Source organism: Bacteriovorax sp. PP10 (assembly GCF_035013165.1).
Classification (GTDB): domain Bacteria; phylum Bdellovibrionota; class Bacteriovoracia; order Bacteriovoracales; family Bacteriovoracaceae; genus Bacteriovorax; species Bacteriovorax antarcticus.
Genome location: NZ_JAYGJQ010000003.1, coordinates 181602 through 201431 on the forward strand (window position 1 = coordinate 181602; position 19830 = coordinate 201431).

Consider the following 19830-nt stretch of genomic DNA (forward strand, 5'->3'; position numbering starts at 1 on the left):
ATAACTTCCATTATCGGGTAGAGAATCTAAGGCCAAAATTAAACAAAAACTGGTCACATTTCATGGAAAATGCGATAACAATGAACCATGAATTCAAAGCCTAATCTTGCCGAAATTACCAAGTTTCTTATTATCTCCATCATTGTTGGCGTCGTTTCATTTTATGTCGCAGAATTCTCCCTGTTAATTACGGCCGTCCCGGGCCAGGTTTCAGCGTTCTATATTCCGGCCGGTTTAAGCATCGCCATATTGATCGTTTTTGGGGTCCGATTTCTACCGATTATTTTCCTGGCAAAATTCATCCTGGGAATTTCCCATGACCGCAGTTTGTATCAAAATTTTATTAGTTGTACTGCCAGCGGTGTTGAAGCTTACATCGGATATTATCTCTACAATTCATTCCGCTATTTAATCGACGAGTTCTTCGAATATCAGTCCCATTTAACCTTAGTCGTTTTAGTGGGCCTTTTATCACCGATATTTTCAGCACTTTTAGGCGTCACCAATCTCTATTATTTGGGAATCATCCCGGATACGAGCTATTTTACCAATTTCATCACTTGGTATACGGGTGACTTTTTAAGTATTTTGATCATATTGCCGGCCTTTATAGCGTCTCAACGTGAAAAGCACCGGATATTCGATTTTTTTGCGCCTGTGATAGCGATCGGATTTACGCTTTTATTCAAAATAGAGACTATGGCGCCGTATCTGTTTCTCTTATTTTTAACACTTTTAGTCCCGGCCATTTTTGGCTCTGTTATGGGGATTTATTATTCGCTTATTGCTGTCGCGTTGACACTAAATTGGTTTTTAGTAGGTCATGCGGGGCCATTTTCATTGGGAAGTTTTCAGGAAAACATGATTTCTATGCAGTTTTTCCTGCTGGCCGCAGCGATAACAGCGCTATGTCTGGAAGGATTTAAAAAGACGAATCTTTTTAAAAGTGCGCTGCCGCCATTGTTATCCTTCTGGCTTTTGACCGGCATTGTTTATTACCATTATCACACGCAAAAAGACCTTACGAATGAGAAAATCATCACGAATGTTATCCAGGATTTTGAAACACGCCTGGTTGAAAAGATGAGTTTTTATGAAAATTCGATCAGAGGCGCTTCTGGTTTTGTCGCCGGATCGATGACCGTTCAAAAAGATGAATGGAGCGAATACGTCAGATCTATTTCTGTGGTTGATAAATTAAGTGGAATTGATGGCGTTGGAATTATTTATCCCAAGCTTGATAAATCACCTTCTCATGTTTATGTTTTTCCTGAAGATTTAAATTTTAACAGCAACTTTGAAAACATTGTTAATCATCCGGAAATGTTCAGCCTGCTTCAACAGGCCATTAATCGCGATAAACCGCTTTTATCACCGGCAATTAAAATTAACCTGGACGGAAAAGCTGAGAAGTTAGTTTCGTTTTTAATCCATCCTGTAAAGAAAAATGACCGTTTTGTCGCATGGATTATTGCGCCGATTGAAATGGATCTCTTTTTTAAATCAGTGGCCGAAGTCAGATACCCGGCCATCGATATTGATATTTATGATGGCGACAGCAATATTGATCAAAAGAAAGTTTATAGTAAAATTGTCGATGAACGTCTAAGACAGGGGCCATCTCCTTATTCGAGAATTACAAATGTCTTACTCGCCGATCACAGTTTTACAATTGATTGGAATGAAACTCTCCGTTATGTAACATCTCATAGTTCACAAAATGCGCTGCTTATTTTAGTGGGCTCATGCTTCAGCTTAATTTTTACCGGCTTCTTTTTAAATCTTAAACTCATCAGTGTGAAGGCCAACAAAATTGCCGACAGTAAAACATTTGAGTTACGTGAATCAGAAGAAAAATTTAAATCACTTTTTGAAAACTCAAGTGATGCCGTTATTTTATTCAATGCCAATGAAATTATCGATTGCAATCCGGAGAGTTTAGAACTCTTTGGAAAACGCTCAAAAAAAGACCTTCTCAATACGCCTTTATACGACTTCTTTTCGATCAGAGACTTAGGCTCAGTTGAAAGCAGCAATCTATTTGAGAGCAAGGTCCGTGAAGTTAAGTACAAAAAAATGGTGAAATTTGAGTGCTTTTGCCTGCGCTCAGGACTCCCCTTCTTTGCCGAAATGCACTTACACTATATTGAAGTTAACGACAAATTCATTTATCAGGCAGTTGTACGAGACATTTCAGAAAGAAAGAAAATTGAGCAAAACCTTACGAAGTCTAAAGAGCTAGCTGAAGATGCGGCCAGAGCAAAATCGAACTTCTTGTCGACGATGAGTCATGAGATCAGAACCCCATTAAACGGTGTTATCGGAATGATTAATATCATTTTAGATGAAAATCCAAAATCAGAAATCAGAGAAGACTTAGAAACGATCAAATATTCGGCCGATAACCTGCTTCATATTGTTAATGAAGTTCTAGATTACAACAAAATCGAGTCAGGAAAGATCGTTTTAGAAAAGAAAGTCTTTAATTTAAAGAATCTTTGTGAAAACATTTTAAAAATTCACCGTCCGAAGGCCATTGAAAAGAATCTTAAACTTACCCTGGAATTTGATCCAAAGATTCCGGCCGAAGTTATTGGCGATGAATACCGAAACACGCAGATTTTAAACAACCTGCTTAGTAACTCACTTAAGTTTACTGAGTCCGGTGAAGTGGCCTTGTTTGTGCGCCTAAAGCAGAAAAAAGAAGACTCTTGTGTGATTGAATTTAAAGTCAGCGATACAGGTATTGGTATTGATAAAAATAAGCAACGTGAAATCTTTAAAGATTTTACTCAGGCAGAAAGCGATCACACCCGCAAATATGGTGGAACTGGCCTTGGGCTTGCGATTACAAAACGTCTGGTTGAAATCCAAAACGGACGCATTGATGTAACTTCAAACAACAATCAAGGAACGAGTTTTGTTTTCACGATTCATTTTAACCTTAGACCGGAAATTTCTATGAGCGTTACATCTAATTCATCTCAAAAAGAACAAGTTGGCTTTGAAGGGCAAAGAATCCTTTTAGTTGAAGACAACCAGGTCAATATTATCGTGACTAAAAAATTCTTAGAAAAATGGGGCCTTAAAGTAGACGTTGCTATAAATGGTTTAGAGGCCGTCAATCACGTGCGTGCTATTCGCTATGATTTAATCCTAATGGACCTTCACATGCCGCTTATGGATGGTTTTGAAGCGACGAAAAAGATTAGAGAGTTCAATAAGGACACGCCTATCATCGGTCTATCGGCCGACGTTATGACGGAGTCTGTGTCTTCCCTACAATCTATTGGCATGAACGATTTTGTGACTAAGCCATTCCGTCCGAATGACTTTTTTATTAAGCTGAAGACTTTCATTTAGTTTTTAAAAAAACGCACAGGAATCTACGACCTATAAAATAGTATATTGATTGACTTTAATCAGCTATTCCATTTGAATATTAGTAATAATATGAATTTATAGTTACACATTAAACCTTTGGGGGACCAATGACATTTTCACTATTCTCAGGCGCGGGCCTTGAATTGTTTCTTCGTTACATTCATTACTTTTCTGGAGTGATCTGGATTGGAATGCTTTATTACTTTAACTTCGTTCAAGGTGAATGGTTCAAAGAACTAGACGCTAACGACGCTATTAAATCTTCTCGTGGTGTTGCAGTTAGAACACTAGTGCCAAGAGTTCTTGCTTGGTTCAGATATGGTGCTCTTGCAACTTTCATTTCAGGGGTAGCTATTCTTGGAATTAAAGGACAAAGTTTTGGTTCAGAAATGTTCAACACATCTTGGTGGGCATTCATCGGAACTGGAGCTCTTTTAGGAACGATCATGTTCTTAAACGTATGGTTGATTATCTGGCCAAATCAAAAGATCGTTATCGCTTCAGCTAAACAAGTTGCTGGTGGTGGAACTGCTCTTCCAGAAGCTGCTGCAGCTGCAGGAAAAGCGGGATTAGCTTCTCGTCACAACACACTTTTTTCTCTTCCAATGTTGTTTTTAATGGGGGCGGCTTCTCACCTTCCAGCTCAAGTAAACCCTGAGTACAACGGAAAACTTCTTCTTTTAGTTCTTCTTGTAATCATCGGAGCTCTAGAGCTAAACGCGATTAAAGGAAAAACAGATCACGTGAAAATTACATCTGTTATGGGTGTTGTTCACATGGGAATTTTACTAACTGCAATTCTTTACTTCGTAATTGAATTTGGCGTACAAAAATTCTAATTCTATGATTTTAAAAAATACTAAATTTGTAATTCTAGTGGGAGCAGCAATGCTCTCACTAGTTTCTTGCCAAAAAAGTGACGTTCCTAAACAACCACTTTCGTCTCTAGAGTCACGCGGAAAAGGCGTCTTCCTCTCTAACTGCATTGCTTGCCATAATCCCAACCCATCAATGGACGGAAGTATTGGGCCTGCGATTGCGGGATCAAGTCTGGATTTGATCACTCACCGTGTTTTAACACGTGATTATCCGCCGGGGTATAAACCTAAAAGAAACTCTGATGTTATGCCGGATTTTCCGCAGCTAAAAGATGACGTTCCTGCGCTTCATGCTTACTTAAATACTTTTATTAAAAAATAGAATTAAGAGATCTGGCGTTCGCGTCTGTAATCGATTAAATCGACGATTGAAATAATCGGGATGTGGAATTGTGCTGCAAAGGCCTCAAGCTCGGCCCCTTTAAGTGGCACACCTTCGTTTGAGAGCGTTTCACATAAAACAGCTACAGGATTTAGGCCTGCTATTTTCATCAAGTCTACAGAAGCTTCTGTGTGTCCTGGACGAACCAAAACACCTTCATCCCAAGCAATTAAAGGAAAGACATGTCCAGGGCGAACGAAATCTTCTGCCACACTGTTAGCGTTTCCAAGAGCTGAAATTGTCAGCGCTCTATCGTTAGATGAAATACCAGTATGAGTTCCCGCTTTAACATCGACTGAAACTGTAAAAGCAGTTTCGTATGTGCCCACGTGTTCGTGAACCATTAAAGGAAGATTGAGTTTTTTTGCTGTGGCATTGGATAACGGAACACAGATTAATCCACGTCCGTTATTGATCATAAAGTTGACGTGTTCCTTGGTCACAAACTGCGCGGCCATAATTAAGTCAGCTTCATCTTCGCGTGATTTATCATCACAAACCAGAATGAATTTACCAAGCCTAAGTGCAGAAATCGCTTGTTCAATTGTATGAGACAATGGGCACGACCTATGGATGAAACAATAAGTGAAAAGAAGGTTTCGTCACTTCTTGTCCTTTCTTATAACGCTTATAAAGCTCAAAGTCTTGCTTAAAAAAGTTGTCTAAAGCAACGTAAATTTCTTTAGGCGTCATCGGACGGTCATACTCCAGAGATGCTTTTTCCACTTCTTTGTAGATCGCATCACCCAGCTTATCTAAGGCCATAAAAAGCTCCATTTGAGACGGAGACATATTTAACGGGAACTTATCCGCAACGAATTTTTTAACAATAGGAAGTCTTCTTAGAAGCCAGAATGTCTTCGACTGGGCATCCATTTTAAACGTAGGATCAATTTTGTAACTCTCAGTTTCCATACGCTCGAAAATTTTTGTCAGGATGAAATCTTTAAGCCTGTTTTCTTCCATTTTTTTAGGATTTCTCCATTCCGCCACCAGGTCAAACCTTGGGTCGAACTGGATATCACCGGGAGAAAACACATCTAGTTTACCAATATTTTCTTTAGTCGCCGGAACTCCGATTGTATTGATAAAAGGAATCATTCCAGGTGTAAACTTTGATTTGAAGATCGGGAAGTAATCTGCGTCTGGTAAAACTTTTTTGAAGGCACTAGAGACAACTTCAGAACAAAATAGTCTTTCGTCATCTTTATAGTTCATCGAAAAATCATACTCAATGGTCTTTTTTGTTTTCTGTTTTGCCAGGACTCGGTCATACATATACTTCGAAGCACGGTGAGCAACGTCAGCGTCTTCATAACGGAAGACCACTTCACGGGCATTCTTACTACTTACGTGTTCCATAATTGGAGCTGTCACACTTCCAATTTCAATGTGCGCTTCAGTTGTATAAGTTTCCTGTGATTCAGGATTTTTATAAACGAAACTTAAGTGTGAAAATTGATAATCATTAGAGCCAATTCTGGCGATGGCCGCCGATGAAAAAGCATTACCTCGGGATAAAATCACATCACCGGACTTTAAGTCTTCGTATGATTTAAATTCAGTTTCATATTTTGGGTTCACCAGCATGTATGGGAACTCACCTTTTAAATTTGTGTATTCCACTGGAGCATTGGCCATCAGTGAAACGCGCATCTCAATCAGGTAGTCTTCAACGTATCTTAGACCTCTGAAAACATCGGTAGCACTTTTTAAACAGTCAGGATCTGCATCGAAATCTTTAAAGGTTGCTTTAAGAGCAATTCTTGCATTCCAGCTCGCTTTAATTTCACGATCGATGGCCTCAATATTATTCATGTCAAAATAAGTTGTGTCGCCAGCGAGATTAAATAATTGTTGGTAAAGACTATCGTAGGCAGGTTTACAGATTGAGTGGTCCGTTTTTTGTCTTTCAGAAGTCAGCCTGATGCCTTCAATAATCTGAGCGAGAGTCACATCTTGTTCGGAAGATGGATTTCGATTGCTGCCAGTTGAACAACCTGAAAGCATTGTTGCGACAATAAGGGGCCCTAAAAATTTTCTATTATTTTTTCTGAACATTGTTACATCTTCCTGATTTTTTTCTCGTCCTATCCTAGGCAAGCTAGCTATAAGTTTAGTCGATTATCGTGTATTTTTCCAGAGCGTTTAGGCCCTGGTATTATTTTCCAAAATAATATGAAGCATACGTCTTAGTGGTTCAGCAGCTCCCCAAAGAAGTTGATCTCCCACTGTAAAAGCATTGAGATAGTCGTCTCCCATATACATTTTGCGAAGACGTCCGACGGGAACTGTTAATTTTCCGCTGGCAAATTCTGGAGTTAAATACTTAAGTGAATCGGTTTTATTGTTAGCGACCACTTTAACCCAAGGGTTGTGTTCCGCCAGCATCAACTCGATTTCCTCAATTGGAATATTCTTTTTTAGTTTAATCGTCATTCCTTGAGCGTGGCATCTCATCGAAGAAACGCGCACACAAGTCCCATCGATAGGAATGTCTTTTACACTTTGAAGGATTTTGTTTCCTTCAGCAGAGGCCTTCCATTCCTCACGGCTTTGACCATTTTCCAGATCTGAATCAATCCATGGAAGTAAATTACAAGCGAGAGGTGCACCAAAATTTTCTTTTGGAAAAGCAGGGTCCCCCATTAATCCTGTGACACGTTTTTCAACTTCAAGGATTCTGCTCGCAAGATTTGTTTCTTTATCCATCACGCGGTCAGTGACGAATTTCATTTGGTTTAAAAGTTCATTCATGTGACGAGCACCACCACCGCTTGCAGCCTGGTAAGTCATCGTCGTCATCCATTCAATTTGGTTTGCTTTAAATAATCCACCAAGTGCTAAAAGCATCAGTGAAACTGTACAGTTCCCACCGATAAAGTCTTTTTTACCGTCTTTAAGGGCCTTCTTAATCACGTCTAAGTTCACTGGATCAAGGATGATTGTACTCGCCTCGTCCATTCTGATGGCCGAAGCTGCATCAATCCAAAAGCCTTTGAAGCCTGAATTGCGTAAGTTTTTAAAGACTTCTTTTGTGTAATCTCCGCCCTGACACGTTAAAACGATGTCCATAGACTTCAAGTCTGGAAGCGAATAAGCGTCTTTTAGCTTGGGATCGACCTTAGGCATTTTGGAAAAAGGGTGGTCTCCACCGGCATTTGAAGTGGAAAAGAAGGTCGTTTCGAAGTGACTTAGGTCGTTTTCCTGGAGCATTCTCTCCATTAAAACTTGTCCAACCATCCCACGCCATCCAACAATCCCTAACTTCATATGATTTTTCCTGTATTTGATGTTTTCACTCAATTTTTTATCTTTTAGAATGTTTTGTAAAATGTATTTCTGATTCTCGAAACAATATTTTCAAACTCTAACCTGATTGGGTCTTTTTTATGAAAACAGCATACAACGCAGATCAACTTGTTGTCTCTAAATTTGGTGGAACTTCTATGGGCGATGCCGCGTGCATGCTTAGAAGCGCTGAAGTCTCACTCAAACAAGGATCTAAATTAGTTGTTGTGTCTGCAACATCAGGAACGACAAACGATTTGATCGAGCTTGCGACGACGGCAGAAAAAAGCAGTTGGGAAAAAGCATCGGTTATTATCAATAAGATCAAAACAAAACATGAAAAAATTGCAACAGATCTGGAGCTTCCAGAGTCTCAGTTAAAAATCATGAACGAAATGTTAGTGGAACTTGAATCAATGTCTCGCGGGATTCATCTTTTAAAAGACTGCTCACTAAAGGCCATGGATTCAATGCAGAGTTTTGGAGAAAGACTTTCTTCAATTCTTTTTACTCAAGCGATGAACATCGTTTTAAAAAAATCTAATCCAGGATCAAAATCAGAGTGGCTTGATGCCAGAGAAGTTTTAATTACTGATAATCAATTTGGAAAGGCCCGTCCTGAAACTCAAGAGATCGCAAGATTATGCGCTAAAAAACTAGGGGCCATCAAACACGAAAATACAGTTTATGTGACTCAAGGTTTTATCGGATCAACAATCGATGGAATGACGACAACTCTAGGTCGCGGTGGAAGTGATTACTCGGCAGCTATTTTAGCTGAAGGAATTAAAGCGGACATTTTAGAAATCTGGACTGACGTTGCTGGTATCGCCACAACTGATCCACGCATTTGTCCTGAGGCCCGCGCGATTTCTGAAATCTCTTTTAAAGAAGCTTCAGAGCTTGCAACGTTTGGTGCAAAAATTCTTCACCCAGCGACTCTTATGCCAGCTATCAGATCACAAATTCCAGTTTTTGTGGGAAGCAGTTTTGGTGCTCACTTAGGTGGAACATGGGTAAAAAAAGATGTGGAAGACACCCCCCTGGTTCGCGCTATGGCCCTTAGAAAAAAACAAGTACTCGTGACTTTATCAACTCCTGAAATGTTATATAGCCACGGATTTTTATTTCAGATTTTTAAAATCTTTAACGACCACAAAGTCAGCGTTGATGCGATCACGACAAGTGAGATTTCAGTTTCAATGACGTTAGATGATTCAGCTCTTTTAAATAAAGCTCTGATCCGCGATCTTGAACAGCAAGCTGACGTTCAAGTTGAAGAAGACTTATCTCTCATCTCTTTGATTGGTAACAACATCAATCACACACCAGGCCTTGCTAAAAAAATCTTTGATGCCATCAGCGACATCAACGTTCGTATGATTTGTCTTGGAGCAAGTAAACACAACTTCTGCTTTATTGTAGACGGTGCTCACGGTGAAGAAGCAATCAAGAGACTACACAAAACTTTTATTGGGTAATTAATGAAAATAGCACTATTAGGTAAAGGAAAGACCGGCGGAAAAGTTTTAGAGCTTCTAGTTGAAGGGAAGATTCCCCATACTATTTTTGATTCTAAAAACCAACCAACCCTTGAAAATTTGAAAGGACATGACGTTGTCATCTCTTTTTTATCAGGTGATGTTTTCAAAGAATACATGCCACTTCTACTCGACTCTACTCTCCCTGTTGTGACAGGAAGTACAGGAATGGAATGGCCTTTAGATTTCGATAAAAAACTAAAAGAAAAAAACGCCAAGTGGATCTATGCGACGAATTTTAGTCTTGGAATGAATATCGTTCACCAGATGATCCTGATTATGAAAGAAGCTGATTCAATCATTAAAGGTGTTACCTATTCAATGAACGAAATTCATCACACTAAAAAACTAGACGCTCCATCAGGGACTGCATTGTCTTGGAAAAAATGGTTAGATCACGAAGTGGATATTACTTCTGAACGAATCGGAGACGTGATAGGAATCCACGAATTAAAACTATCTACTCCAACTGAAGAAATCACATTAAAACACGAAGCAAAGGATCGTAAGATTTTCGCTGAAGGCGCTCTTTTTGCTGCTAACAAAATAACAACATTAAATCCCGGACTTCATCAATTTCAAGATGTAGTTCAAAAAGAACTTCTCAAAGGAAGAAACTAAAATGAAAAACCTGAACAACTATCCACTATGGACTGCGATCGTTACACCAATGAATGCTGATTCATCTGTCGACTACCCGACGTTTGAAAAGATTTTAAGAGAACAAGAAGCTGCTGACGTTGCTGTTGTTATTTTAGGTTCAACTGGTGAAGCATTAAACTTAACAAAAGAAGAATGCAAAAAAGTTTTAGAATTCGGATTATCACTTAATTTAAAAGTTCCGGTTATGACTGGGATTGGTGGATTCGGACAAAAAGACGTTCTTGAATACGTGACTTATTTAAACTCACTAAAAGGTTTAGACGCTTATTTAGTCGTGACACCGTTATATGCAAAGCCAGGTGAATTCGGACAAACTGAATGGTTTAAAACTATTTTAGATTTAGCAAACAGGCCTTGTATGCTTTACAACGTTCCAGGAAGAACTGGCGTAAAAATGAATTTCAATGCCATTAAAAATCTTTCAAACCACAAAAACTTTTGGGCAATTAAAGAAGCAAGTGGATCGGTAGAAGATTTCAAGAAATACGGGGAAATGGCACCTAACGCTCGCATGTATAGTGGTGATGACGGAATGGTTCCTGACTTTCAACCACACAGATGTGTTGGATTAGTTTCAGTAGCATCGAATGCATGGCCGGTTGAAACTCGTGCCTATGTGACAAAAACGCTTGAAGGAAAATTATCAAAAGCTGAAGCTGAGTTATGGGCAAAGTCTTGCGATACTCTTTTTATCGCAGCTAACCCAGTGCCTGTAAAAAACCTGATGCACGCTCAAGGTAAATTAAAAACAAACGTGCTTCGTGCACCTCTGGATCATAGAGACCTGGCCGACAATACACCGGTATTAGAAGCAGATAAAAAAATTAAACAATGGCATAAGGAGAATTTATAATGGTTGCAGTTACAGAATGGGAAAAAACATTAAATGAACTTGAAGCAGGAAGAGTTCGCTCTGCTAACTTCATCGACGGACAATGGGTTGCCAATACGGCCATCAAACAACAAATCCTTGAAGCTTTCAAAGCTGGTATCTTAAAAGAAGAAAACGGCTTCGTTGATAAACACAACTTGATGCCACAAAATTTTAGACTTGAACACGGAGTTCGCGTCGTTCCTGGTGGAACATCAGTTCGCCGTGGAGCTCACGTCGCTAAAGGTGTCATCATCATGCCACCAAGTTATATCAACGTTGGTGCTTTCGTAGACGAAGGAACAATGGTTGATTCACACGTTCTAGTTGGTTCATGTGCTCAAATTGGAAAACGTGTTCACTTATCTGCTGCTGTTCAAATTGGTGGAGTTCTAGAGCCAATTGGAGCTGCTCCAGTAGTTATTGAAGACGAAGCATTCATCGGTGCAGGAGCTGTTATCGTTGAAGGGATTATCGTTAAGAGAAGAGCTGTAATCGCTCCGGGTGTAATTCTTTCTAAAGGGATTCCTGTGTACGATATCGTTAATGGAAGAATGCTTGATAAAGGTGAGCCGATTCCTGAGAACGCAGTTGTTGTTCCGGGGAATAGACCGGTTAAGTCGGACAATGCTTATGCGACTCAATTGGGGTTAACTCTTCAATGTGCAATTATCGTAAAGTACCGTGATGAAAAAAGTGAAACGTCTTTAGTTTTAGAAGATTTTCTTCGCTAAAATAAAAAGGCCCTCTTTTTACAGAGGGCCTTTATTTTACTTATTCGCTTAATTATCGTTCTGAACCCTTACTAGCTTTCTGCTGAGCTCCTGATGTTTCAATCTCTGCTGCTTTCACCTTGCTACGCCCACTATCATCAACTTCCACAGAATCTTTTTTCTTAAATAGATTTTTAAATGAGGCAAACAGACCTTTTTCTTCAGGAACCAAACAACTCTTTCTATCTTTTGAGTCGTTATCGACCTCTGTATTACCGATATAAATACGGCAACCAAAGTCATCTATTTTAACTTGATCACCTTTCACAGTTTTCTCGTCTGCACATTTTAGGGCCCTCAAGGCCATGATCCCATTCGGAATATAGTTTTTATCAAATTTAACTTCTTTGTAGTTAATGGCCTCAGTTTTTGTACTGAACATTTTCTTTTCACGTGTATTGAGATCTCGATGCCCTAAAACAGGGGCCATCGAAAATTTCGGATAAACAGAGTCGATATTCATATCAAATATCTTCTCTTCCCTTACTGGTTTGTTGAGCATAAAAGAAATGTCCTCTCCACCAACCATTTTTTCTTCTTCGCTAAGTTCTCGGTGAACGACTCCAACTCTGCTCTTTTCAAAACCTTTATATTCTTTAAATAGTTCTTTTAGTCTTTCTGCCTTTTTCCCTTTGCAGACAATTTCTTCAGAACAACTTTCTTTAAAATCTTGCGAAAAAAGAGTCGCTGTTTTTTCCTGGCATTCACTTAATTGCTTATTGAATTCAATCAGTGCTTCAGCGTATTTTTTATTAGACTCCTCAATTGTCTTAAGATGAATTTTGGCGAATGCTACTGCAACCTCACTTTTAAATCCTTCTGGATCTGGATAAGTATAACATTTTTTAGTTTGCATACAGTACTCAGTCACAAATCTTCCGACTTCTTCGCCGGCCATAGACTTATCTCCAGCAGCAGCTTTTTTAAGGCGATCAAATTGCGGATCTGAGTTTAGGGCCTGGAAGTACTCTTCAAACGATCCTCTAATGGGGTTACCAACCTCTCCACCTTTTTCTTCTGCTAAAACATCTTTTCCAAATCCTAAACTCAACACCATTAAGACCGTTAATACAAAAAATCTTCCCATGACACATCCTCCACTCTCGATGACACCTATTGGCCTTATCGGGTTTACCGAGTGCAACTTTATCTACCTGCCAACAAACTGTTTAGCCTTCCCCAAGTAGCAGTAAACAGTAATACATAATAGAAACTTGCCTTTCCTTGCCCATTCTATAAAAATAATAAAATGCAACCCATGCCCAATCATTTTTCTGAAATTATCCAACAGGAGTTCAATGCTCGCTTAAAGCGTAACCCCTTAGGTTATTCGTTGCGCGCATTTGCCAGAGACTTGGATATTTCACCTGCAACTCTTTCTTTAATTCTGCAAAAGAAAGCAGGTCTTTCTCAAAAAAAGGCAGCTTCAGTTTCACAAAAACTTCAACTGCCTCCAGATGAAAATGACTTCTTCCAGGATCTCGTTCAGTCAACATGTGCAAAAAGTAAAACTGAAAGACAAATCGCTAGCGCAAAATTATTTCGATACGAGACAAGATACAGCAGTGTCGAAGCAGATATTTTTCATGTGATCAAAGACTGGTTTCATCTTGCAATAATGGAGCTTACTCTTATCAAGGGTTTTAAACCTGAAGCTGCATGGATTGCTAAAAGACTAAAGATTACTGAAGAAGAAGCTCAGGATAGTTTAGAGAGATTAGTACGCTTAGAAATTGTAGAGATGCATAAAGGCAAACTTCGTCCGACGAGTGATTATCTGATCGTTCTCTCAAAGGCCCCTTCGGCCGCTGCAAAACATTTTCAAACTCAGGTCCTGCAAAAAATCACGCGCTCATTTGATGAAGTCGAAAGATCGTCGAGAGATATTGCTTCTGTTATGATTAGAATGCGGGCCTCGGAAATGGAATCTGTGGTAAAAACGCTTAAGGACGCCAGAAGGGATATAGCTTCCCGTGTACAAACTGGAGACGGGCATGACAGTGTTTTTTGCCTGACAACTTCATTCTTTCGCCTGGACTCTCCTGAAGCTACCAACCAGTAATAGAGTTTTTTAGGCCAATATCAATGACACAAAGTGTGAGACTTCTGCTACTTGAGACAATCCCCTCTAAAACGCCATTTATTTAGGGCGCGTATTCCCTACCAATTGTGACAATTGTTTTACAGTTCATGCTTCTCCACCCTGTTACACTTTATGACATAGGGAGAACGCTTATGAAGCCAGAAAGCTTTGAAACAAATTTAGAAGTGGGCATGGATATAGCTCACGTGACTCAAAAGAAAGTTGCGAAACTTGATTGGGTTAACACTATCTTTTTAACTTCTACTCCAATTGCAGCAATTGCACTAAGCTGGTTGTTTTTCAAAAACAACGGTCTAGTATGGTCGCAAGTTGCATTGGCCGTCATATTTTACTTCGTGACAGGAATGTCGATCACAGGTGGATACCACCGTCTGTTGTCACATAGAGCATATAAAGCAAATAATTTTGTTAAGCTTGTGTACCTTCTTTTTGGTGCAGCGACTTTCCAAAACTCAGCTTTAAAATGGTGTTCTGACCACCGTATTCACCACAACCATGTTGATGGTGAGAAAGACCCGTACAACATCAATAAAGGCTTCTGGTACGCTCACATTGGATGGATTTTCTATCAAGAGAAGATCGTTGACCAAAAGTTCCCGAAAGACTTAACAAACGATAAATTAGTTATGTGGCAACACAAGTACTACTGGATCCTTTGTGTAGTGATGGGATTTGGTCTTCCAACTCTTATTGGTTACTTCCTGGGATCAGCACTTGGTGGATTCGCATTAGCAGGACTTGCTCGTGTAGTATTCGTTCACCACTGTACATTCTTTATCAATTCTCTTTGTCACATTGTCGGGACTCGTCCTTACACTGATACAAACACTGCAAGAGACTCAGCTGTGATGGCCGTATTCTCTTACGGAGAAGGTTACCATAACTACCACCACTACTTCCCAACTGATTATAGAAATGGGATCAGATGGTTTCACTTCGATCCAACGAAGTGGTTAATCAAGACTCTTTCATACGTTGGTTTTACTAATGATTTGAAAATGGTTCCTGAGAAATTGATCAATCAGGCGAAGCTTGAAATGCGACTGAAAAATTGCACAAGCAATTTTACTGCGCTTGGAAAATAAATGATTTGAACTTCGTATTAAGAGTTCAGTCGCACAATGAAAAAATATCAGAAAGTTGCTTAAAATATGAAGGCCCTCGAAAGAGGGCCTTTTTTTATTACTACAATTTAGTTAATTCTGCTAAGTCGCGAGCTCTCTTCTCTAAGAAATCCAACTTCAAATTTCCAGCACGAATAGAACCAAAAGTTCCACCGCTAAAATACAAACTCGTGAATTCGATTTCTTTCGTCATATGAGTAAGCCAGGCCTTTTGTGACTGTCTTAAAAGATTGAGTTGTTTTTTATCTTTAAGGGTATCCATAATTTTGTTGTATTCATCGTTAAGCTTTTTATCCGCAGCTTTGATTTTCTCGCTTAAGCAATCATTCATTTGCACAGTTGTTCCATCGCACTTGGCAGTGTCCTTTATAACTTCTGCTTGAATGTTTGTTGAAAGGATTAGAATACCCGCAACGATCAATGTCTTTCTCAAAGAAAACTCCTTATTGCTTCAATAAGAATTGATCTTAATTTATTTAATTTTCTTTAACAACTTTGAAATTGCTCTTAGTTTATTGGCCTGAAAAACTTATAGAAAAATTTAGTGTTACCTTAATTTTTTTTAAAGATCTTCTAACTCTTTTGACCAGTAAAAAAGTGATAGAAGATTTTTTTCGACGTTAATAAATTTATAGTGAAGCAAAAATTTCAAGAATGATGTGGTGGTGCACTGACAGATGCAGTAACTGCATCCATCTCGGCCTTTGAAGCCATTTCTGTTGCCTTCACTGCCGACTTCGTGGCATTGAGTGCAGCAAGTGTTGCATCTGTAGCTGCTGCGGTGGCCGCCGCCGCGACCTCTGTAGCAATCAATGCGGCTTCAGTTGCTTGTTTTGCCTCCCAGCCAGCGAGAGACCCCATCTTCACCGCCTCGGCATCAGCTTCAGCGAGACGTTCAATGATGTAAACCAAGCGTGTTGCATCGAAAGGTTTTGGCATATACACCTGAAAGTCAGCGAAGCGTCTCTTCCTAGATGGCCGTAAAGCATCACCTGATATCATTATCGAAGGTGTCGCCTTCCTATCTGGATTTTCTTTTTCCATTTTTCGAAGCGCATGCACGAGATCATAGCCATCAAGTCCAGCTGGTATTGAGAGGTCTGAAATCAAAATATCGAAGCGCTCCTTCATAAGAATTGTAACCGCTTCTTCTCCTGAGATACAGGTCGTGATTTCCGCGCCTTTTTTGATCAGGAAAGTACTTAGAAACTCCACCACATCAAGAGAATCATCTACGCATAAAATTTTAGTTCCACCGAGAATTTTATCTGCCAATCTCATTGGTCCTCCCTGCTTTCGCATAATGGCCCTATTGAATAGGTTGCTCTTGGTTAAACGACCTGCCAAGATTAATTTTTTTTGTAAGTCCTCGAATTCAAAATTACGTTCAGTAACACACTATTCCAATTAGATTAATATAAGCATAAATTGAGTTGCTCTATCGTGAGCTCGAGATTCTAAACTTCATATTTCACCATAAGGATCAGTATCTGGGGGATTCTTGTGAAATGATTTTTGGATGAGAATAAAAAATACAATCGTTGGCATGAACCTTCGTTGTGAAACATATGAATAAAAATATTAAGAATTATTTCATATGACTCTGCTATTTCAGCTTAAAGAACTCATAGGCCTTCTCTGGCTCAAGTTGAAAGGCACAAGCACCAAGCTCCATCAAAAACAGTTTTAAAACTGTTTTACGATCTACATGAAGCTCTTTTTCCATATAAGCAAACAGACCTTCTTCAGCATCTCTGATAATTTTCCCGTACTCAGAATCTTTGATACGTTCACTAGAGTAATACAAAAAGATATGAGGCATTTGTCTGGTTTGAGTGAGAACCATCACCATGCGCTCTTCAACACCCAAGCTTTTTTCGTGATTAGTGTTGAAAAAAAGCTCTAGCATAAAACGAACAGCTTCCTGAAGGATCTGCTCTTTTTCTTTACCCATGTAATAGTAAATAAGCGAACGAGTGACACCACTGTGCTTTGAAATATCTGAAAGCGACCAATTCAAATGACCTTTAAAAAGTTCATAGAAAAGGACGCTGTCACATATCTTAAAATAAACTTGTTCTTTTTTTGATAATTCCAACATAAGTGGACAATATCGCATGAGACAGGCACTTAACAGTACTACTGAAAAAAGTTCATAAGAGGGGGATTCCTCCCCCGCTTACTTATTCAACTGTTGCGAAATCAAGATGGTTGAGCTTTACGTCCGCCACAGTTAAACCGTTGTTTTCATAATTATTAATCGTGCTTACCAACTTCTGTAAATAGAAGTGATCGGGAAACTGCTTTTGCAACGGAACCAGCAGTCTCAGTGCTTCTTTAAAGTATTTTTGACTAAGCTCACGCTGTCCTTTGAAGAAGTAGACGATTCCTATATCCTGCATAACCTGTGAGCGCTCAGCTGTGTGCAGACTTGCGAAGTCGCCAGTATAAATAGTCGTGAGCTCCTGGTCTGCTCTGTTTAAAAATTCCACATCACCTGTATCTGCATAAAGCTTAATCGCTACACGAGAAATCATAATGGATGTCGGAAAGTCCTGGACATCGTCAAGCATCGACATCGATTTTGCAGTTTCTAAGTGCCCTAGCGTTTCTTTCAGGCCAATTGCAGTTTCACCCTTTGCAGAGTTGTATGAAAAGTAGGCCATCGTGTATTCATGTAATGAGCTTATAAAATTTGGCATGCTCGCCTTTAAGTCTTTTTGCCCTTCAACTTTGTTAATCAATTGAAAGAAATCTTTTTTTGCTTTGAAATCAATTTTGATTCCCGCAAAGTTTGAAAGATTTGTCGGGTATGTGTTTCCAATCGAAAACCAAAATTCTTTATTCGTCACATCCATCACATGAGTCATTGATGTGTAGGCCTTTGAAACAGTTCGCCCAAAAGATCTTAGACCTTGGTAATAGTCTCTGTGACCACTTAGGAGTTCAACTCCCCAATTGATATCGATATTTCCCTTGCTGTTTTTTAAGGACTCTTCAACCAGTGCTAATCTCGCACGTGACTCAAGAGATTTATTAATTGAGTGCTCGAAGTTATCTGCTTTTGTATCAGGAGATAAAAAGTGATTCGTCTGGGCCATTGATCCTTTTGCTCTTTTAGCAACTCTTACAATGTCACCTGAAATTTCAATTGAAGCCGCTTCACCAGTTTTAGCGTCAGTGATTAAAAACGACCATGCTCCGAAGTTCCCCGTTCTTTTTACAAGTACCACGGCCTCATCAATATTTTTTGCTTCTTTTAAAATTTTATTAGCAAGGTAAGGGCCTGTCAGGGCCAGTTCTCTTTTAAAAAGTTTTCCATTAAAAGGTTTTAAATCAAGTTTTAATGGATAAAGAGTTCTGTAGTTCGTTGTTCTTAATTCATGAGTTGATATACTCATTCCGGCCGCATTCATTCCTGAGATACCACCAGAGTAATGAAGACCAACTGTCGACATTCCCATATAAGGCACACCTGTTGTTGGAGTATGTCTTAAAATAACCGGGTATTTTTCAAAGACTCCGACAAATCCTGTATCGAAATTTCTTCCATGGATGTCTGCACCAGTTTGCGTGAATTCATTTGAGGCCGCAAATCCCGTGCAACCCATTTTCATATTTCTCAGTGGTCTTGATAGTTTTTCTAGAGCGCCTTTAGCGGCATTCGCAGTTAACTTCAATCCACAACGAGAAAATAATTCCATTGTCGCTTTCGTTTTATTTTGTTCCATTTCAAGCATCAGTGAATCGACATAACCTGAAAGCTCAATCATAAGTGAAGCTTCGATAACATCTTTATCGCTTACATAAGTTCCACCATCTCTCGTTCCCTGTGCCAGGGATTCGAATTCTGAAATAAGACCTTTGCCCACACTTCTTTCATATCTTCCCATAATGCATGAGTAGACCGTTTGAAATTGAGCTCTGTCACTTTTAGACATAGCTGCAAGGGATTCATCTCTTCTATCAAGCACCGCTTGAAGAACTCCCTTTTTCATATAAGAAGATAAAAACTTCCCATGATAGTAGGCCAGGTCATTCATCGAACCATGGATATCTAAAAAGTGAAAATCCTTTCCTTCAATTGTACAAACTGAGTGAGTTTGTCCGTTTTCAGAATTCACTTCACGGCATTCATCTGCGCGAGCGTGAGTGACAGTGATAAAAAAGAGAGACATGAAAATGGTAAATACTAGGCCTTTCATTGTGAACCTCATTATAGTGAATAAATGGCAGAGCCAATTCCTAAAATTATAAATAGCGGTCCAAGAACAACCTTGATCTTAACCATATTGTTTTTAATAAAATCGCCTTTTCTTCTAGCGATCTCTCCAAGTCCAATCAGGGTGCTCATCGCTCCCATCAGAAATACTGAACCTAATCCAATTAACAGACCTGAACTTAAATTCGGCCCAAAGCTTTTTTCAATGGTGATAATAAGTCCAAGATAGAAAATAAGGATCGTAGGATTCATTGCTGAAATAGCGAAGACGTTTAAAAACTTCGAAGGGAATTCAATATCTTCTTTTTTTGAATTCTTAAAAGTTGTTAATCCGAAAATAATTAAAAAGAGAGAAAAAATCAGCGTGAAGAAAACTTCCACTGAATGAGAAAGGGCCAGCACTCCGATCCATCTTAGAACAAGTGCTAACCCCATATAAAGAAGTTCTGCCGAAAGCAGACCCAAAAGTGCTGTATGACCTTTTCTAGACCCCTTAAGTGCAAATGCGCTGACGATGCACATTCCACTCGGGCCTAAAGGTAGAGTCGAGGCCACACCTAAAAGGTAGGCCCATAAAAAGATGATTGGAGTTATCAT

Annotated in this window: 18 protein-coding genes; 9 read left to right on the plus strand and 9 right to left on the minus strand. The window is 39.3% G+C overall.

Translation table 11 applies throughout. The features are described from left to right. The first annotated feature begins 87 nt into the window (after positions 1–87). The 3 genes from SHI21_RS18685 (at position 88) to SHI21_RS18695 (ending at position 4584) form a co-directional block, all read left to right on the plus strand. Entirely contained in the window at positions 88–3363 is a 3276-nt protein-coding gene (locus SHI21_RS18685) for a response regulator (RefSeq protein WP_323578595.1), read from the plus strand. Between the two features lie 128 nt (positions 3364–3491). Further along, entirely contained in the window at positions 3492–4223 is a 732-nt protein-coding gene (locus SHI21_RS18690; protein WP_323578596.1) for a urate hydroxylase PuuD, read from the plus strand. 49 nt (positions 4224–4272) lie between these two features. Further along, entirely contained in the window at positions 4273–4584 is a 312-nt protein-coding gene (locus SHI21_RS18695) for a c-type cytochrome (protein WP_323578598.1), read from the plus strand. A gap of 2 nt (positions 4585–4586) precedes the next feature. On the opposite strand, the gene ribB is transcribed toward SHI21_RS18695, so the two are convergent. The 3 genes from ribB to asd all read right to left on the minus strand — a co-directional run bounded on the left by ribB (position 4587) and on the right by asd (position 7917). Beyond that, on the minus strand, positions 4587–5201 hold the full coding sequence (gene ribB, locus SHI21_RS18700; RefSeq protein WP_323578599.1) for a 3,4-dihydroxy-2-butanone-4-phosphate synthase: 615 nt from the start codon (positions 5199–5201) through the stop codon (positions 4587–4589). Positions 5202–5211: 10 nt separating this feature from the next. Continuing rightward, positions 5212–6705, minus strand: coding sequence for a YiiX/YebB-like N1pC/P60 family cysteine hydrolase (locus SHI21_RS18705; RefSeq protein ID WP_323578600.1), 1494 nt, complete (start codon positions 6703–6705; stop codon positions 5212–5214). Between the two features lie 87 nt (positions 6706–6792). After that, positions 6793–7917, minus strand: a complete 1125-nt coding sequence (gene asd / locus SHI21_RS18710; RefSeq protein WP_323578601.1) for an aspartate-semialdehyde dehydrogenase — start codon at positions 7915–7917, stop codon at positions 6793–6795. A 119-nt stretch (positions 7918–8036) separates the two neighbouring features. Here asd and lysC point away from each other — a divergent pair, with 119 nt between their 5' ends. From lysC to SHI21_RS18730, 4 genes are read left to right on the plus strand one after another with little or no spacing between them, the layout of a single operon-like run. Further along, positions 8037–9416: a lysine-sensitive aspartokinase 3 gene (gene lysC / locus SHI21_RS18715; RefSeq protein WP_323578602.1), complete on the plus strand. Its 1380-nt coding sequence runs from the start codon at positions 8037–8039 to the stop codon at positions 9414–9416. A 3-nt stretch (positions 9417–9419) separates the two neighbouring features. Then, positions 9420–10097 (plus strand): 4-hydroxy-tetrahydrodipicolinate reductase, encoded by a 678-nt coding sequence (locus SHI21_RS18720; RefSeq protein WP_323578603.1) that lies wholly within the window; start codon positions 9420–9422, stop codon positions 10095–10097. Between the two features lies 1 nt (position 10098). Beyond that, complete coding sequence (gene dapA / locus SHI21_RS18725; RefSeq protein ID WP_323578605.1) at positions 10099–10992, plus strand: 4-hydroxy-tetrahydrodipicolinate synthase; 894 nt, start codon at positions 10099–10101, stop codon at positions 10990–10992. Continuing rightward, the gene (locus SHI21_RS18730; protein ID WP_323578606.1) at positions 10992–11744 is read left to right on the plus strand and encodes a 2,3,4,5-tetrahydropyridine-2,6-dicarboxylate N-succinyltransferase; all 753 of its coding nucleotides are present in this window, start codon (positions 10992–10994) and stop codon (positions 11742–11744) included. The genes dapA and SHI21_RS18730 overlap by 1 nt, the downstream gene beginning before the upstream one ends. Before the next feature lie 52 nt (positions 11745–11796). On the opposite strand, the gene SHI21_RS18735 is transcribed toward SHI21_RS18730, so the two are convergent. Further along, complete coding sequence (locus tag SHI21_RS18735) at positions 11797–12870, minus strand: hypothetical protein (protein ID WP_323578608.1); 1074 nt, start codon at positions 12868–12870, stop codon at positions 11797–11799. 171 nt (positions 12871–13041) lie between these two features. Here SHI21_RS18735 and SHI21_RS18740 point away from each other — a divergent pair, with 171 nt between their 5' ends. Together SHI21_RS18740 and SHI21_RS18745 are read left to right on the plus strand one after the other, a co-directional pair. Continuing rightward, the gene (locus tag SHI21_RS18740) at positions 13042–13845 is read left to right on the plus strand and encodes a TIGR02147 family protein (RefSeq protein ID WP_323578609.1); all 804 of its coding nucleotides are present in this window, start codon (positions 13042–13044) and stop codon (positions 13843–13845) included. 173 nt (positions 13846–14018) lie between these two features. Then, positions 14019–14972, plus strand: a complete 954-nt coding sequence (locus SHI21_RS18745) for an acyl-CoA desaturase (RefSeq protein ID WP_323578610.1) — start codon at positions 14019–14021, stop codon at positions 14970–14972. Positions 14973–15072: 100 nt separating this feature from the next. Here the strand turns inward: SHI21_RS18745 and SHI21_RS18750 are convergent, their stop codons facing one another. The 5 genes from SHI21_RS18750 to SHI21_RS18770 form a co-directional block, all read right to left on the minus strand. Next, the gene (locus SHI21_RS18750; RefSeq protein WP_323578611.1) at positions 15073–15444 is read right to left on the minus strand and encodes a lysozyme inhibitor LprI family protein; all 372 of its coding nucleotides are present in this window, start codon (positions 15442–15444) and stop codon (positions 15073–15075) included. Positions 15445–15659: 215 nt separating this feature from the next. Beyond that, entirely contained in the window at positions 15660–16292 is a 633-nt protein-coding gene (locus SHI21_RS18755; RefSeq protein WP_323578613.1) for a response regulator, read from the minus strand. 325 nt (positions 16293–16617) lie between these two features. Further along, positions 16618–17112 (minus strand): TetR/AcrR family transcriptional regulator, encoded by a 495-nt coding sequence (locus tag SHI21_RS18760; RefSeq protein ID WP_323578614.1) that lies wholly within the window; start codon positions 17110–17112, stop codon positions 16618–16620. A gap of 82 nt (positions 17113–17194) precedes the next feature. After that, on the minus strand, positions 17195–19216 hold the full coding sequence (locus SHI21_RS18765; protein WP_323578616.1) for a C45 family peptidase: 2022 nt from the start codon (positions 19214–19216) through the stop codon (positions 17195–17197). Positions 19217–19227: 11 nt separating this feature from the next. After that, complete coding sequence (locus SHI21_RS18770) at positions 19228–19830, minus strand: LysE family transporter (protein ID WP_323578617.1); 603 nt, start codon at positions 19828–19830, stop codon at positions 19228–19230.